A 14369-nucleotide genomic window follows, 5' to 3' on the forward strand; every position below is an offset into this window, starting at 1 on the left:
GGCCTCAGACGCCGATTTCCGGCCCGAGGCACATCATCGGCTCGTCATTTTGCCGCGCCTCGTACAACTCGGTGCTTTCCGGGTCATCCTCGAACCGTGCCACCAGGCCGTCTGCGCCGCGGCGAAACGACCAACATTGGGGGTCGGGCGAATCCTCGTAGACAAAGCAGATCATGCCGCGGCTGTCCTCGTACCATTCGCCCTCGCGGCAGCGGCCATCGAGGAAAGACCAGCGCACCTGCCGGTTCTCCATGTATTCCTCGACCCCGTAATCGCGGCCGTTGGAGCGGAAATAGAGCGTTTTGCCGGTGGTATAGGCCTCGAACTCCGACGCCGACATCTGCGCGACGGCCGGTGTGGCAAGAGCAAGGGCAACGGCGATCAGCGCATGTCTCATCATGCGGCCAATCTGACAGGAGCGCGCGGCGCGGGGCAAGTCACAAATCTGCGGGGCGGCTGCGCCAGCGTTCGGCCAGAGGATCCATGATCTGCCGCCATTTCGCCGGCCAGAGCGCGATCAGCGCCATCACCGGCAGCGAATGCGGCAGGGTGGGCATCCGCGTCTCGTCGAGCCGCAACCCGGGGTAGGCCACGCCGGGGCGGCTGTGGTGATCGGAATGGCGCGGCGCGTTCAGCATCAGCGCCGAGGAACACCAATGCGGCGTGTTCCAGCTGTGGCGCGGGCCGCAGGGTTCGGGTTTGCCATCGGCGCCGCGGCTGCGGGGCAGGCCGTAGTGCTGGACGTAATCGGTGATCATCAGCTGGCTCTGCACATAGGCCCCGAGGGCCAGATGCGCCAGCACACCGGCCAGGCCGGCCAGACCGGCCGACACCGCCAGCGCGACCAGGCTGATCCCGGCATAGATCGCGAAAGGATGCGGCCCGGACTTGCCGGCGCGGGCGCGACGGGCGGTTTCGGCCGCCTTGCCGGCGCGATATTCGCCTCGCCAGACCCGCCAGATATAGTGGTAGAAGCTTTCCCGTCCGCGTGGCGAATTGGGGTCTTTCGCCGTGCCCACATGCACATGATGCACCAGCGGATGGGCCGAGGCATGATGGCCGTAGAGCACCGAGGCATAAACCGCAACGCCAAGCCGCCGCAGCCGCCGGTCGGCGCGATGGATCAGCTCATGGGCGTTCGAATTGCCGACCTGCCCGAGAAACAACCCGAAGGCCAGGTAGGCCGCGGCCCGTTCCGGCCCCGTGGCGCCCGTCTGGCCCGCCACCACCAGAACGGCCAGCGCCAGCAGCGGAAAATGGATCAGCCCCAGCGCCGCCGAAAGCGCGGTGCCGGCCGGAAAGGCGGTGCCGGGATCGCCCGGCGCCGCCAGCCCCCGCAGCCGGTCGAGCGCAAAGACCAGCAGCGTCAGATAGGCCAGCGCCAGCCAGATCCAGACACCGCCCCAGCCAGCCGCCGCCAGAAGCAGCAGGACAGGGGCAAGAGTGGTGGCGGCAAAGCGGGTCACGGTCGAAATCCTAGTCGTGTCTGACGTCCATATAGGAAGATTTGGTTTCCGATAGGACAATTCATGAAATTATCAGGGCAGCCGGCAACGCGAAAGACAGGCGAGACGTCGCATTTGGCCTCGCAAGGGGCTGTCGGGCTTTCTAAAGTCGCCGCAAGTCAGGGAAGGAAGCAATATGGCACTCGACGATCGCAAGGGCGTCTGGAAATCCGGCCGCGGCAAGGGGCGGCGCACGCCCAAGGGCCGGCAATTCGACGATCAGGCCTTGGCCGAGGTGCAGGCGCTGCTGGGCGACAGGCCGCGCCGCCGCGATCTCCTGATCGAGTTCCTGCATCTGATCCAGGACGCCCATGGCCATCTCTCGGCGGCGCATCTGCGCGCGCTCTGCGAAGAGATGAAGCTGCCGATGGCCGAGGTCTGGGAAGTGGCGACCTTCTATGCCCATTTCGACCCGCTGCGCGAAGACGACACGCCGCCGCCGGCGCTGACCATCCGGGTCTGCGATTCGCTCTCCTGCGAGTTGGCCGGGGCCGAGGCGCTGCGCACCGCGCTGGAAGAGGGGCTCGACCCCGGAGAAGTCCGCGTGCTGCGAGCGCCCTGCATGGGCCGCTGCGACACCGCGCCGGTGCTGGAGCTGGGGCACAGCCATATCGATCATGCCGATGTCGACAAGGTTCAGGCTGCGATCGCAGCCGACGACACCCATGCGCATATCCCCGGATATCAGGCGCTTGCCGCCTATCGTGAAGGTGGCGGATACAATGCGCTTGCCGAATTGCGCACCTCGGGCGACTGGGAAGAGGTGCAGGAAAAGATCCTGGCCTCCGGCCTGCGCGGGTTGGGCGGCGCCGGGTTCCCCTCGGGCAAGAAATGGGGGTTCGTACGTGGCAATCCCGGCCCCCGCTACCTCGCCGTCAACGGCGACGAGGGTGAGCCCGGCACCTTCAAGGACCGCTATTATCTCGAGCGGGAACCGCATGTTTTCCTTGAGGGAATGCTGATCGCCGCCTGGGCTGTCGAAGCCGAGACCTGTTTCATTTACATGCGCGACGAATATCCGGCGGTGCTGGAGATCCTGCGCCGCGAGATCGCCGCGCTGGAAGCGGCCGGCATCGTGCGCCCTGGCTATATCGATCTGCGGCGCGGTGCCGGGGCCTATATCTGCGGCGAGGAAAGCGCGATGATCGAAAGCATCGAGGGCAAACGCGGCTTGCCGCGCCACCGGCCGCCTTATGTGGCCCAGGTCGGCGTGTTTGACCGGCCGACGCTGGTGCATAACGTCGAAACCCTGCACTGGGTCGCGCGGGTCTGTCGCGAAGGGCCCGAGATCCTCTCGGGTGTCGAATTGAACGGCCGCAAGGGGCTGCGCTCCTATTCGGTGTCTGGCCGGGTGAAGCGGCCCGGCGTGCATCTGCTGCCGGCGGGCTCGACCATCACCGATATCATCGAGGCGGCGGGCGGCATGCTCGACGGCCACAGCTTCAAGGCCTATCAGCCCGGCGGACCGTCCTCTGGCCTGTTGCCGGCCTCGATGGATGACATTCCGCTGGATTTCGACACCTTGCAGCCGCATGGCAGCTTTATCGGCTCGGCGGCGGTGGTGGTGCTTTCGGATCACGACAGCGCGCGGGCGGCCGCGCTCAACATGCTGCGCTTTTTCGAGGATGAGAGCTGCGGACAATGCACCCCCTGCCGGGTCGGCTGTGAAAAGGCGGTCAAGCTGATGCAGGCGGAGAGCTGGGATCAGGGGCTCTTGGAAGAGGTCAGCCAGGCGATGGCCGATGCCTCGATCTGCGGACTGGGGCAGGCGGCGCCCAATCCGATCCGGCTGGTGATGAAACATTTCCCCGACGAGATCTGAGGCCCGGGCGAGCCCTCGCAGGCTCAGTAATTCTTGTAGACCGCGCAGGAGCAGCCGCGCCTGCGGGCGTCGCGGCAGATCTCTTCCGCAGAGTCACGATCCATCCGGCTGACCCGCGCCATCCAGTAGCCGGGCCGGCCGCGCACGCGGTTTTCCACAAAGACCAGATCGGGGCTGCGGCCCACCACCTCGCGACAGACCCGGGTGACCCGATCGAAATTGGCGCGGGCGCGTTCCCGGCTGTTGCCAAAGGCCAGCTGCGCGCCCCATTTTCCCAGCTTCGGGGTCGGGCGCAGCCTTGGCCGCAGGCTGGGCAGCGCCGCAGCGGTCAGCGCCGGATCGACCGAGCCGGCCTCGGGCAGGGGCGGAAGCTCGGGCAGCGGCTCGCCCCGGCGTCCGGCGATCAGTTCGTGGCAGGCGGTGGCGAAATCGGCTTCGGGCGCCAGTCGGAACTCGGGCCATTCCTGCGGGTTGTTTCGCCAGTACTCCGGGGTTTCTCCGGTGGTGAGAATGACGAAATCGACATGCGCCGGCACAATGCCTTCGCCCGCCAGGTAACGCTCGACCAGAGCGGCGCCGCCGGACAGCGCCAGGGCGGCGAGGCCGGGATTGCCAAAACGCTCCTGAAGCCCGGCAAGCTGACCGGCGGTGGCGGGGATGGCCAGGCCGGCGGTCATCTCGCCGCGTTCCCAGAGCACCCGGGCGAGGAAGGCGGGGGCCAGCCCCACGGCGCCGGCCACCTCGGCGATACGGGCGCAGGCCGCGGCACCCTTGGGCGCCGCAGACGCGGGCGGAGGCAGGAGGATCAGAAGACAACACAACAGGATCGCGGGCCGCATGAGGCCAATGTGTGGCGGCGGTGATTCAAGTCAACCAGACCTTTCGCTGCTGACATGAAAGTTATAGGTGAAACACAAAGGAGAACTCTGCCATGTCGTTTTTCGGAAAGCTCAAGGACCGGCTGTTCAAGTCTTCGTCGAAGCTGGACGAGGGGCTTGAGGCAATTGTCGAGGATGGCGGCGAAATCGCGGCGCCCGACCCGGATGTGACGCCGGGCCCGGAGACCCCGCCCGAGCCCGCGCCGGAGATCCAGCCGGAGCCCGATCCCGTGCCGGACCCCGAGCCTGAAACCGTACCGGACCCCGAACCGGAAACCGTGCCGGAGCCGGAGCCCGAGACCGTGCCGGAGCCGGAAACCGAGCCGGAGCCCGAGACAGAGCCGGTGCCACGGCCCGATCCGGTGCCGCATCCGCGGCCGGATGTGACCCCGCCGCCGGCGCCCACCGAGGTGCCGCAACCCGACCGGCCGGCCGGTGTGCCCGGCCCGGCCGGAACCCCGCAGGAGATGCCCGGCACCACCGCGCCGGTCGAGATGCCGATGCCCGAGACCCCCGCCGAGGTGCCGACCCGCACCCCGGGCCTGATCGGCCGGTTGCTGGGGCGGGGCGGGCAGCAGGAGGTGCTGCGCCGCACCCTGGACGACGACATGCTCGAGCAGCTCGAAGAGCTGCTGATCGCCTCGGACATGGGTGTCGACACCGCGCTGCGCGTTACCGCCAACATGGCCGAGGGGCGCTACGGCAAGAAGCTGTCGGTCGGCGAGATCAAGCATTTGCTGTCGGGCGAGATTGCCCGCGTGATGGAGCCGGTGGCGAAACCGCTGCCGCTTTACGCCAAGAAACCGCAGGTGGTGCTGGTGGTCGGGGTCAACGGCTCGGGCAAGACCACGACGATCGGCAAGCTCGCCAGCCAGTTCCGCGCCGCCGGCAAGCAGGTGGTGATCGCCGCGGGCGATACCTTCCGTGCCGCCGCGGTCGAGCAGTTGCAGGTCTGGGGCGAACGGGCTGGGGTGCCGGTGCTGACCGCACCCGAGGGCTCGGACCCGGCCAGCCTGGCCTTCGACGCGATGGAAAAGGCGGCGCGGGATGGCGCCGACCTCCTGATGATCGACACCGCCGGGCGCTTGCAGAACCGCAAGGATCTGATGGAGGAATTGTCCAAGATCGTGCGGGTGATCCGCAAGAAAGACCCCGACGCGCCACACAACACGTTGCTGGTGCTGGATGCGACCACCGGGCAGAACGCGCTGTCCCAGGTCAAGACCTTCCAGGAGTTGGCCAATGTCACCGGCCTGGTGATGACCAAGCTCGACGGCACCGCCAAGGGCGGTGTCCTCGTGGCGCTGGCCGACAAGTTCGGCCTGCCGATCCACGCCATCGGTGTGGGCGAAAAGATCGACGATCTGGCCCCCTTCGATCCCGAGGAGTTCGCCGCCGCGCTCACCGGGCTCGACAGGTGAGGCCTTGTCTAATGAGTGCCCCAGAGGCGCTCGAGCTGTCTCAGCAAAAAGATCACCGACACCACGATCCCCGTGGCCAGGGCCGCCAGCGGCATCTGCCCGGCGCCGCAGCCCAGGCCCACCGCCCCCGCCAGCCAGAGCGAGGCGCCGGTGGTGACGTTCTTGACCTGGCCCTTGGCGGTAAAGATCAGCCCGGCGGCAAGAAAGGCCACCCCGGCGGTGACCGCCTCGATCATCCGCAGCGGATCCTGGCGCTGCTGGTCGTCCTGGCCGAAATCAAGCTGGCTGATCTCGAGCCCGAGAATGACAAACAGGCAGGCGGCGACGCAGACCAGGATATGGGTGCGCAGCCCGGCCGGCTTGTGGCGCCATTCGCGTTCGATGCCGATCAGCCCGCCCAGCACGACGGCCGTCAGCAGGCGCGCCATGGCCGCCCCGACCGGTACCACCGAAAAGGTGTTCTGGAATTCCGCCAGGGCGTCCTGCCACATGAAAGTCGTCCCCTTGTCGTTGCGGGACGAACGCGCAGGACGGCGACCGGTTCCCCAAGACGCCCGCCACGGCCTTTGGGGCCCGCCGCGATCACCCCTGCGTGACTTCCCGTTTCCCTGGCCGCGTGTGCGCCTAGATGCCGGGTTCAGCCGCCCGCCGGCGGCGCTGGTCAACACGTACAGGAGTTCTCATGCATAGCGCGCTTTCGTCCGCCGATCCGTTTCCCGTCACCGAAATCCCGCGGCTTGGCGGCGGCACGATCACCCTCGGCCGCCCGGAGACCGCCGATTGGCAGCTGGTCCTCATCTATCGCGGGCTGCATTGCCCGATCTGCAAGCAATATCTCACCGATCTCGAACCCCGGCTCTCGGAGTTCGCCGAGCTTGGCATCGAGGTGGTTGCGGTCTCGGCCGACCCCGAGGCCAAGGCGCGCAAGTTCCGCGCCGATCAGGGGCTGAGCGTGCCGATCGGTTGTGATCTGTCGATCGAGCAGATGAAGACCCTGGGACTCTATATCTCGGACCCGCGCTCGCCCGAGGAAACCGACCGGCCATTTTCCGAACCGGGGTTGTTCCTGATCAACCCGCAGGGCAATTTGCACATGGTCGACATATCGAACGCGCCGTTCCTGCGGCCCGACCTCGAGAAACTGCCGTCCCGCATCAAGTTCGTTCTGGAGAAAGACTATCCGATTCGCGGCACTCATTCCGGCTGACCCCGCGTGAGCGAGTGGCTGATCTCGCTCGAGGGCACCGAGGCCGGGCATCGGCTGGCGCTGATCCTGGCGGTGAATGCGGCCTTTCTGCACGCGGTCTTTGGCGCGTTGCAGAAAGGCCGCCACGACCCCTGGCTGAGCCGCGGGGCAATCGACGGTGCCTATGGGCTGATGGCGGCGCCCTTCGCGCTTTTTGTCGTGCCCTGGCCAGAGCCGCACATGTGGCCGATCTTTGCCGGGGCCTTCGTGATCCACACCGCCTACAAGCTGTTGCAGGCGATGGCCTATACCCGTGGCGCCTATACCGTGGTCTACCCCGTGGTGCGTGGCACCGGGCCGCTGTTTGCGGTGATCGGCGCCTATCTGATCTTTGACGAGAGTTTTACCCTGGTGCAATGGCTGGGCGTCGGCGTGCTTCTGGCCGGGATCTTCGGGCTTGCGGTCTACAACCTGATCTTTCTCACGGCCGCGCGCGAAACATTGAACGCGGCGCTGGCGCTGGCGGTCTTTACCGGGCTGTTCGTGGCGCTTTATACGACCTATGACGCCTATGGCATCCGCGCGACCGCCGATCCCTTCACCTTTCTCGCCTGGTTCTTCATGATCGACGGGGTGGTGATGCCGGTGCTGGCGGCGCGGCGTTGGCGGCGGGCGGCGCTGAAACCGCCACTCCGCCCGCTGTTGCTGCGTGGTTGGGTCGGCGGGCTGATCGCCTTTGCGAGCTTCGGGGCGATCATGCTGGCCACCCGGCTTGACAAGGTGGGCGAGGCGGCGGTGCTGCGCGAGACCTCGACGGTCTTTGCCGCGCTGATCGGCTGGCTGGTGTTGAAGGAAACGGTGGGGCCGCGGCGCATCGCGCTGATGGCCCTGATCGCGGCCGGGGCCGTGATCGTGGAAATGGGTGGGTAACAGAGGTGCAGATGACAGAGAAACGTGAGATCAACCCGGTGCTGAAACAGGTGCTCGAACTGGGGCCGCCGCTGGCCTTTTTCGGGCTGTACCTCTGGCTCAAGGAAGATGTCTTCCTGTTCGGCGGCCAGGAATATTCCGGCTTCATCGTGGCCACGGTGGTCTTTGTGCCGATCGTGCTGCTGGCGATGGCGGTGAATTGGGCGCTGACCCGCGAGCTAAGCCGGATGCAGGTCTTTACGGCGATCATGGTGATCTTTTTCGGCGCGCTGACCGCCTGGTTCAACGACGAACGGTTCTTCAAGATGAAGACGACGCTGGTCTACGGCTTCTTTGCGCTGCTGCTGGGCATCGGGCTGCTGCGCGGCCGATCCTATCTTGCCTATCTGCTGTCTGACGCGGTGGCGATGCAGCCGGAAGGCTGGATGATCCTGACGCGGCGCATCTGCCTCGGGTTTCTGACGCTGGCGGTGGCGAATGAGGTGGTCTGGCGCACCATGTCGACCGACGTCTGGGTCAAGATCGAGACCTTCGGCTTTCCGATCGCGCTTTTCGCCTTCATCTGGGCGCAATTCGCGGCGCTGCACAAATACATGGACCTCGAAGACGACAAGGGCTGATCGCGCCGGCCCTGCGGCCCGTCAGCCCCGGCGCGCGGCGCCGGGGCGGCGGCAATGGTTGGTCCAGGCCGTCTCGCAATGCCGGGATTCGCCGCGCAGGATGGCGCAGGACAGATCGACGAAGATCCGCACCAGCGCCCAGGCGCAGCGTTTCGCGGCCCATCCCCGTCCGGTCGAGGCGCGGAAGGCGCGGGCCGAAAAGGTCATATCGGCATCGCCGCCCAACAGCCGGTTGAGCGCCAGCGACGCTTTGAAGCAGATCACCTCGGTGACCTCATCGTCGATGACGTCGGGCGGCAGCGTCGACCGGTCGCACACCCGGGTGAGCAGCGTGGGCCCCGTCAATCCCGCGCCCGCCCAAGCCAGCCCGGCGCGGGCGCGCCGCCAGCCGAGCCGGGCCCGAAATCCGGCAGTCCCTGAAAGCGGCGCAAGTTGGTTGGACAGGGGCATGCGAATCTCCCACTACATCTTGTGCGAAGCAGTTAGAGATAGCCTATGACGCCCGGGTGAAGCGGCTGTTACAGCACCGTGACGGACTTGACCCCTCGGGCGCAACGGCCTATCACCGGCGCCGTGGCGATTTGTTACCGGATTGCGGGCCACGTTAAAAATTCCGCTAAAAGGTCAGCAACGAAAGCCCCCCGTTCGCTTGGCCGCGCCCGGGGGGCTTTTGGTTTGGAAGGACGAGACATGAGCAATGATTGGAACAGCCGCACCAAGCTGGTGCACGGCGGCATCCGCAGATCCCAGTACAACGAAGTCAGCGAAGCGCTGTTTCTGACCCAGGGCTTTGTCTATGACAATGCCGAACAGGCCGAGGCGCGGTTCCTCGAAGCCGGGCCGGACGAGTTCATCTATGCGCGCTACGGCAATCCCACGGTGGCGATGTTCGAAGACCGGATCGCCGGGCTCGAGGGCGCCGAGGATGCCTTTGCCTGCGCTTCGGGCATGGCGGCGGTGCAGGGCGCGCTGATGGCGCTGCTGAAGGCCGGCGATCACGTGGTCGCGGCGCGCGCGCTGTTCGGCTCCTGTCTCTTCATTCTGGAAAACATCCTGCCGAAATTCGGCGTCGAGGTCACCCTGGTCGACGGCACCGACCTCGAGGCCTGGCGCGCGGCGGTGCGCGAGGACACACGGCTCTGTTTCTTCGAATCGATGTCCAACCCGACGCTCGAGATCGTCGATATTGCCGGCGTCGCCGAGATTGCCCATGCAGTGGGCGCGCTGGTGGTGTCGGACAATGTGTTTTCCACCCCGATCTATTCCGATGCCATTGCCCAGGGCGCCGATATCGTCACCTATTCCGCGACCAAGCATATCGACGGCCAGGGCCGGGTGCTGGGCGGGGTGATCCTCGGCCCGAAAGAGATCATACGCGGCCCCGTAGAGGCCTTCATGAAGCACACCGGCGGCGCGCTCAGCCCGTTCAACGCCTGGGTGCTGCTCAAGGGCCTCGAAACGATGGACCTGCGGGTCCGCGCCCAGACCGCCACGGCGCAGCACCTGGCCGAAAAGCTCGAAGGCAATCCGGCGCTGTCGCGGGTGATCTATCCCGGCCTGGCCTCGCATGCCCAGCATGATCTGGCGATGCGCCAGCTTGGCGCCGGCGGCACCGTGCTCAGCTTTGACATTCGGGGCGGGCGCGAGGCGGCCTTTGCCTTTCTCAACCACCTGGAGATCGCGGTAATTTCGAACAACCTCGGCGATGCTAAGACGATTGCGACCCCGCCGGCCTTCACCACCCACCAGCGGCTTCCCGACGATCAGAAGCAGATTCTGGGCATCACCCCGGGGTTGATTCGACTGAGTTGTGGGCTGGAAGACCCGCAGGACCTGCTTCGCGATCTCGAGGCCGCTCTGGAAATCGCGACCGGGGGGCAAGGCTAGCCGCTGCGGCGGAAGGCGGAAATGCCGCTCTCACATGACGCAGTTGGCGGGGCAGTGTGCCGTCACGGCAATCTTTTGCCGAACTCTCGCATGTGCAGAATTTTCTTCTGGCTTTTCGGAGCGTTCCGAGTCATGCCATTCAAGACTCAAGTCAAAAGGTGCGAAATGAAAAAACTGATGATCACTGCCGCTCTGGCGGCATCGCTGGCCGTCCCGGCCGTCGCTCAACAAGCTGCAACCGCAGCCGATCCCTTTGTGTCGACCCAAGGTGCAACCACCGGTCTGGCAGTTGTGGGTGGCGCGACCGCTCTGGTCATCATCGCTGCCGCTGCAAACGGCGAAAGCTCGTCGGGTACAGACTGATAGTCGGCATTTGATGAATTAAAAGCGCCGGATCCTCTGGATCCGGCGCTTTTGCATGTCCAGATGACGTCACAGACCATAGTATTTTCTCCGCGAGGGCTTAATTAGAGCCTGTGTCTGCGCAGAAAGGGGCCTTTGATGAATCTCCCGACACCCGGATTGAACCGCGTTCCCAGCCGCCAAGAGGCCGAAGCCGCCGTCGATCTCTTGCGCCGCTACACCGATGCCACCGGCGCGACCGCGCTGGGCTATCCCGACATGGCGTCGATCTACCCGGCCGAATTCGAGGTGGATTCCACCTACAAGTCCAGTCTGCCCGATCTTCAGAACGGCCCCGCCTCGCTGATCCGGGGTGCCAATGAGCCGATTCAGCATGTCGGTATCTCGAATTTCCGCCTGCCGATCAGCTTTCACACCCGCGGCGGCGGCGATCTGACGCTGGAAACCGCCGTCACCGGCACCGTCAGCCTCGGCGCCGACAAGAAGGGCATCAACATGAGCCGCATCATGCGGTCCTTCTACCGGCATTCGGAAAAGACCTTCAGCTTCGAGGTGATGGAAGCCGCGCTCGACGATTACAAGACCGACCTGGAGAGCTTCGATGCCCGCATCGAGATGCGCTTTTCCTTCCCGGTCCGGCTCGACAGCCTGCGCTCGGGCCTCAGTGGCTATCAATATTACGACATCGCGCTGGAACTGATCGAAAGCCAAGGCCAACGTCGCAAGATCCTCCACCTCGACTATGTCTATTCCTCGACCTGCCCCTGTTCGCTGGAGCTCAGCGAACATGCCCGGCGCGAACGTGGGCAACTGGCCACGCCGCATTCGCAGCGCTCGGTGGCGCGGATTTCGGTCGAGGTGGTGGGCGAGACATGCCTGTGGTTCGAAGACCTGATCGATCTCTGCCGCGCCGCCGTGCCGACGGAAACCCAGGTGATGGTGAAACGCGAGGACGAACAGGCCTTTGCCGAGCTGAACGCCGCCAATCCGATCTTTGTCGAAGATGCCGCGCGGTTGTTCTGCGCCCGGCTTCAGGCCGAGCCGCGGGTGGGCGATTTCCGGGTCGCCGCCAGCCATCAGGAAAGCCTGCACTCGCATGACGCGATCTCGGTGCTCACCTCCGGCCCGACCTTCGAAACCGCCAGCATCGATCCCCGGTTCTTTGCCACGCTGATCCACGCCGGCTGACCGGGCCCGCGGCCCGCGATAGATTGTATGATGCAAAAATGCACCGCCCCGCGCATCGTCGGGGCGGGTGACTGGGCGCAAAACCTGCCTGATTTCCACCGTTTGACACACAAGACTTGGGTCGGCCCGCGCCGCGCCGGCCCTATCATGGCCGATTTTTCGATATTGTTGGCCCCGCAATCCGTCCAAACCTGCTAGGCTCGGACCAAGGGGGGAAACCGCAGGCCCACGCGATGCGAGGTTTCCTATGCAAGGCACCAACGTGCACTTCCGATTCCCCGAGCCCGGCTGGCGCCAGCGGCTCGACACCTATTTCGCCGGGCTGGGGCAGGGTGTGAACGCCGATCCGCTGATCCGCGCCAGGCTGGGCGAGGTGGCCGGGCTCGAGGCGCTTTCCGATGCGGAACTGGCTGCCTTGGGCATGGACCGCAGTGACATTCCCGCCCGGGTTTTCAAAGACCTCTTTCCTCAGGGCTGAAGCCGGCTTGACAGTATATGCGGGGCAGGCCAACGCTCGGGCGCATGTTTGATATTCGGCCCGTGGGCTATGTGATCGGATTGCTGCTCGCCATTCTCGGCGCGACGATGTTTCTGCCGTTCCTCGTCGATCTGGCCGAGGGGCGCGGGCATTGGCCGGTCTTTCTGCAATCCGGACTGATCACCGTGCTGGCCGGCGGGCTGATCTCGCTGGCCTGCGCCAATGGCGTGAAACAGGGGCTGTCGATCCAGCAGACCTTTCTGCTGACCACCGGCGTCTGGCTGGCGCTGCCGGTCTTTGGCGCGCTGCCCTTTGTCTTCGGCGCCACCGAGGCGCGGTTCGTCGATGCCTTCTTCGAGGCGATGTCGGGGCTGACCACCACCGGCTCCACGGTGTTCACCGGGCTCGATACACTGCCCAAAGGGCTGCTGCTCTGGCGCGGGCTGATGCAATGGCTGGGCGGCATCGGCATCATCGTCGTCGCCATGGTCTTCCTGCCGGAACTTCGGGTCGGCGGGATGCAGATCTTTCGCGCCGAGGCCTTCGACACCATGGGCAAGATCCTGCCCCGCGCCACCCAGATCGCCAGCCAGATCAGCGTGATCTATGTCTCGCTCACGCTGATCTGCGCGCTGACCTACATCGCCTTCGGCATGAACACCTTTGACGCCACGGTGCATGCGCTGACCACCATCTCGACGGGCGGTTTCTCGAATTACGATGCCTCCTTCGCCGCCTTCTCGGGGCCGATGGAATATGTCGCTTCCGCCTTCATCATCCTCTCGGCACTGCCCTTCGTGCGCTACGTCCAGATGATCAATGGCTCGGCCCGGCCCCTGCTGCGCGACAGCCAGGTGCATGTCTTCCTGCTGGTGGTGGCGGCGCTGGTGATCCTCACCGCCATCGCGCTGATGATCTCCTTTCCGCATGCGCCGGAACGCGCCTTCCGCGAGGCGCTGTTTAATGTCACCTCGATCATCTCGGGCACCGGCTATGCCAGCGCCGATTACATGGGCTGGGGGCCGCTCCTGGTGGCGGTCTTCTTCTTCATCGGGCTGATCGGCGGCTGTGCCGGCTCGACCGCCTGTTCGGTCAAGGTCTTCCGCTACCAGCTGCTCTTTGCCTCGATCCGGGTGCAGCTCTTGCGCATCCGCTCGCCCAACGGCGTCTTCACCACCCGCTACGAAGGCCGCCCGGTGGGCGATGACGTGCTGTCTTCGGTGATGTCCTTCTTCATGTTCTTCGTGGTCTCGATGGGGGTGCTGGCGGTGCTGCTCTCGGCCACCGGCCTCGATTTTGTCACTTCGGTCTCGGGCGCGGCCACCTCGCTGGCCAATGTCGGCCCGGGGCTGGGCGACATCATCGGCCCGGCCGGAAATTTCGCCACGCTCAACGACACCGCCAAATGGCTGCTTTCGGCGGCGATGCTGATCGGACGGCTCGAGCTGCTGGTGGTCTACGCGATCCTCACCGTGAACTTCTGGCGGGCGTGACCCAGGGCCGCTTCGCGGCGCTTCATGCCTCCGGCGGGGATATTTTCGGCCAGAAGAAAGACTTTCTTTACACTTACTCGCCAGGTTGGAGCTGCGGTACAGGCTGGGAAGCCGATGACCGCGCCAGGAGAAGGCCCCCGTTTGCACTTGCGGCGGGGGCTGGATCTGGCAGCAGCGGTCTCAGGGCGACGTTCCGCCCAAAGGCCGTCCCGGGCTTCTTCTGGCCGGAAATATTCGGCCTTATGTATCAAACGCACCAAGCCTGCGGGGGTGCGTGAAATGACTCCTAAACTGCGTGAGATTGGGGCAAAATGTTCAAATGTTTTCTCGCATCACACTGATATTCGCATTATTCGCTCAAGCGGTTCTATTCGTTCTGATGTTTGTCAGGGCATTCGGAGACGCGCAAGCCGCAAGGGATAATCTCCACTTCCTGTCACCAAAGGCAGTGGAGGCGGTCATGTCTGAGGCTTCCATACTTCTACTGGCCGCTATTTCCTACTCGGTCTTCGCCGTACTTATTTATTTTGAGTACACAAAAAGCCAGAAGGTGACCTGAGCTACTCCCCATCTTTTGGACAGGATCTGGCGTAAACTA

At 65.0% G+C, this 14369-nt stretch carries 15 protein-coding genes and 1 riboswitch; of the genes, 10 read left to right on the forward strand and 5 right to left on the reverse strand.

The window, feature by feature from the left end; all coding sequences use genetic code 11:
- Window positions 1–4: 4 nt before the first annotated feature.
- Complete coding sequence (locus PVW49_RS19295; protein WP_048533705.1) at window positions 5–397, reverse strand: hypothetical protein; 393 nt, start codon at window positions 395–397, stop codon at window positions 5–7.
- 40 nt (window positions 398–437) lie between these two features.
- Window positions 438–1466, reverse strand: coding sequence for an alkane 1-monooxygenase (locus PVW49_RS19300; RefSeq protein ID WP_274591318.1), 1029 nt, complete (start codon window positions 1464–1466; stop codon window positions 438–440).
- Between the two features lie 175 nt (window positions 1467–1641).
- On the opposite strand from PVW49_RS19300, the gene PVW49_RS19305 reads away from it, so the two are divergent.
- Complete coding sequence (locus PVW49_RS19305) at window positions 1642–3327, forward strand: NAD(P)H-dependent oxidoreductase subunit E (RefSeq protein ID WP_274591319.1); 1686 nt, start codon at window positions 1642–1644, stop codon at window positions 3325–3327.
- A gap of 23 nt (window positions 3328–3350) precedes the next feature.
- Here the strand turns inward: PVW49_RS19305 and PVW49_RS19310 are convergent, their stop codons facing one another.
- A complete protein-coding gene (locus PVW49_RS19310; RefSeq protein ID WP_274591320.1) occupies window positions 3351–4166 on the reverse strand; it encodes a hypothetical protein in 816 nt (271 codons plus the stop codon).
- 92 nt (window positions 4167–4258) lie between these two features.
- Here PVW49_RS19310 and ftsY point away from each other — a divergent pair, with 92 nt between their 5' ends.
- The gene (gene ftsY / locus PVW49_RS19315; protein WP_074835359.1) at window positions 4259–5626 is read left to right on the forward strand and encodes a signal recognition particle-docking protein FtsY; all 1368 of its coding nucleotides are present in this window, start codon (window positions 4259–4261) and stop codon (window positions 5624–5626) included.
- Between the two features lie 8 nt (window positions 5627–5634).
- Here ftsY and PVW49_RS19320 read toward each other — a convergent pair whose 3' ends face one another.
- Entirely contained in the window at window positions 5635–6117 is a 483-nt protein-coding gene (locus PVW49_RS19320) for an MgtC/SapB family protein (RefSeq protein ID WP_048530578.1), read from the reverse strand.
- A 191-nt stretch (window positions 6118–6308) separates the two neighbouring features.
- Between PVW49_RS19320 and PVW49_RS19325 the strand changes: the two genes are divergently transcribed.
- Genes PVW49_RS19325 through PVW49_RS19335 form a run of 3 tightly spaced genes read left to right on the forward strand, consistent with a single transcriptional unit; the run spans window position 6309 to window position 8362 of the window.
- The gene (locus PVW49_RS19325) at window positions 6309–6833 is read left to right on the forward strand and encodes a peroxiredoxin-like family protein (protein ID WP_074835358.1); all 525 of its coding nucleotides are present in this window, start codon (window positions 6309–6311) and stop codon (window positions 6831–6833) included.
- Between the two features lie 6 nt (window positions 6834–6839).
- On the forward strand, window positions 6840–7742 hold the full coding sequence (locus tag PVW49_RS19330) for an EamA family transporter (protein ID WP_048530580.1): 903 nt from the start codon (window positions 6840–6842) through the stop codon (window positions 7740–7742).
- Window positions 7743–7753: 11 nt separating this feature from the next.
- Window positions 7754–8362 (forward strand): inner membrane-spanning protein YciB, encoded by a 609-nt coding sequence (locus PVW49_RS19335; protein ID WP_048530581.1) that lies wholly within the window; start codon window positions 7754–7756, stop codon window positions 8360–8362.
- 21 nt (window positions 8363–8383) lie between these two features.
- Here the strand turns inward: PVW49_RS19335 and PVW49_RS19340 are convergent, their stop codons facing one another.
- Window positions 8384–8812 carry a hypothetical protein gene (locus PVW49_RS19340; RefSeq protein ID WP_274562648.1) on the reverse strand — a complete coding sequence of 143 codons (429 nt, stop codon included), beginning with the start codon at window positions 8810–8812 and terminating at the stop codon, window positions 8384–8386.
- Between the two features lie 113 nt (window positions 8813–8925).
- Window positions 8926–9002, forward strand: a riboswitch (SAM riboswitch).
- A gap of 50 nt (window positions 9003–9052) precedes the next feature.
- On the opposite strand from PVW49_RS19340, the gene metZ reads away from it, so the two are divergent.
- From metZ to PVW49_RS19365, 5 genes are all read left to right on the forward strand, one after another.
- Window positions 9053–10249 (forward strand): O-succinylhomoserine sulfhydrylase, encoded by a 1197-nt coding sequence (gene metZ / locus PVW49_RS19345; protein WP_274591321.1) that lies wholly within the window; start codon window positions 9053–9055, stop codon window positions 10247–10249.
- Window positions 10250–10414: 165 nt separating this feature from the next.
- On the forward strand, window positions 10415–10612 hold the full coding sequence (locus tag PVW49_RS19350; protein WP_139211215.1) for a hypothetical protein: 198 nt from the start codon (window positions 10415–10417) through the stop codon (window positions 10610–10612).
- 138 nt (window positions 10613–10750) lie between these two features.
- Window positions 10751–11800 carry a GTP cyclohydrolase FolE2 gene (folE2, locus tag PVW49_RS19355; RefSeq protein WP_048530587.1) on the forward strand — a complete coding sequence of 350 codons (1050 nt, stop codon included), beginning with the start codon at window positions 10751–10753 and terminating at the stop codon, window positions 11798–11800.
- Window positions 11801–12047: 247 nt separating this feature from the next.
- Window positions 12048–12278: a hypothetical protein gene (locus PVW49_RS19360; RefSeq protein WP_074835351.1), complete on the forward strand. Its 231-nt coding sequence runs from the start codon at window positions 12048–12050 to the stop codon at window positions 12276–12278.
- Window positions 12279–12322: 44 nt separating this feature from the next.
- Window positions 12323–13771: a TrkH family potassium uptake protein gene (locus PVW49_RS19365; RefSeq protein ID WP_274591322.1), complete on the forward strand. Its 1449-nt coding sequence runs from the start codon at window positions 12323–12325 to the stop codon at window positions 13769–13771.
- The last annotated feature ends 598 nt before the right edge of the window (window positions 13772–14369 follow it).

It is taken from the genome of Marinovum sp. PR37, assembly GCF_028807375.1.
In the GTDB taxonomy this organism is placed as follows: Bacteria; Pseudomonadota; Alphaproteobacteria; order Rhodobacterales; family Rhodobacteraceae; genus Marinovum; species Marinovum algicola.

What these genes read in the sequence shown, in the direction of transcription:
- PVW49_RS19365 (WP_274591322.1), top strand. Translation starts at nt 12,323, where the DNA reads ATGTTTGATATTCGGCCCGTGGGCTATGTGATCGGATTGCTGCTCGCC.
- ftsY (WP_074835359.1), top strand. Translation starts at nt 4,259, where the DNA reads ATGTCGTTTTTCGGAAAGCTCAAGGACCGGCTGTTCAAGTCTTCGTCG.
- PVW49_RS19305 (WP_274591319.1), top strand. Translation starts at nt 1,642, where the DNA reads ATGGCACTCGACGATCGCAAGGGCGTCTGGAAATCCGGCCGCGGCAAG.
- PVW49_RS19360 (WP_074835351.1), top strand. Translation starts at nt 12,048, where the DNA reads ATGCAAGGCACCAACGTGCACTTCCGATTCCCCGAGCCCGGCTGGCGC.
- PVW49_RS19310 (WP_274591320.1), bottom strand. Translation starts at nt 4,166, where the DNA reads ATGCGGCCCGCGATCCTGTTGTGTTGTCTTCTGATCCTCCTGCCTCCG.
- metZ (WP_274591321.1), top strand. Translation starts at nt 9,053, where the DNA reads ATGAGCAATGATTGGAACAGCCGCACCAAGCTGGTGCACGGCGGCATC.
- PVW49_RS19295 (WP_048533705.1), bottom strand. Translation starts at nt 397, where the DNA reads ATGAGACATGCGCTGATCGCCGTTGCCCTTGCTCTTGCCACACCGGCC.
- folE2 (WP_048530587.1), top strand. Translation starts at nt 10,751, where the DNA reads ATGAATCTCCCGACACCCGGATTGAACCGCGTTCCCAGCCGCCAAGAG.
- PVW49_RS19320 (WP_048530578.1), bottom strand. Translation starts at nt 6,117, where the DNA reads ATGTGGCAGGACGCCCTGGCGGAATTCCAGAACACCTTTTCGGTGGTA.
- PVW49_RS19340 (WP_274562648.1), bottom strand. Translation starts at nt 8,812, where the DNA reads ATGCCCCTGTCCAACCAACTTGCGCCGCTTTCAGGGACTGCCGGATTT.
- PVW49_RS19350 (WP_139211215.1), top strand. Translation starts at nt 10,415, where the DNA reads ATGAAAAAACTGATGATCACTGCCGCTCTGGCGGCATCGCTGGCCGTC.
- PVW49_RS19335 (WP_048530581.1), top strand. Translation starts at nt 7,754, where the DNA reads ATGACAGAGAAACGTGAGATCAACCCGGTGCTGAAACAGGTGCTCGAA.
- PVW49_RS19325 (WP_074835358.1), top strand. Translation starts at nt 6,309, where the DNA reads ATGCATAGCGCGCTTTCGTCCGCCGATCCGTTTCCCGTCACCGAAATC.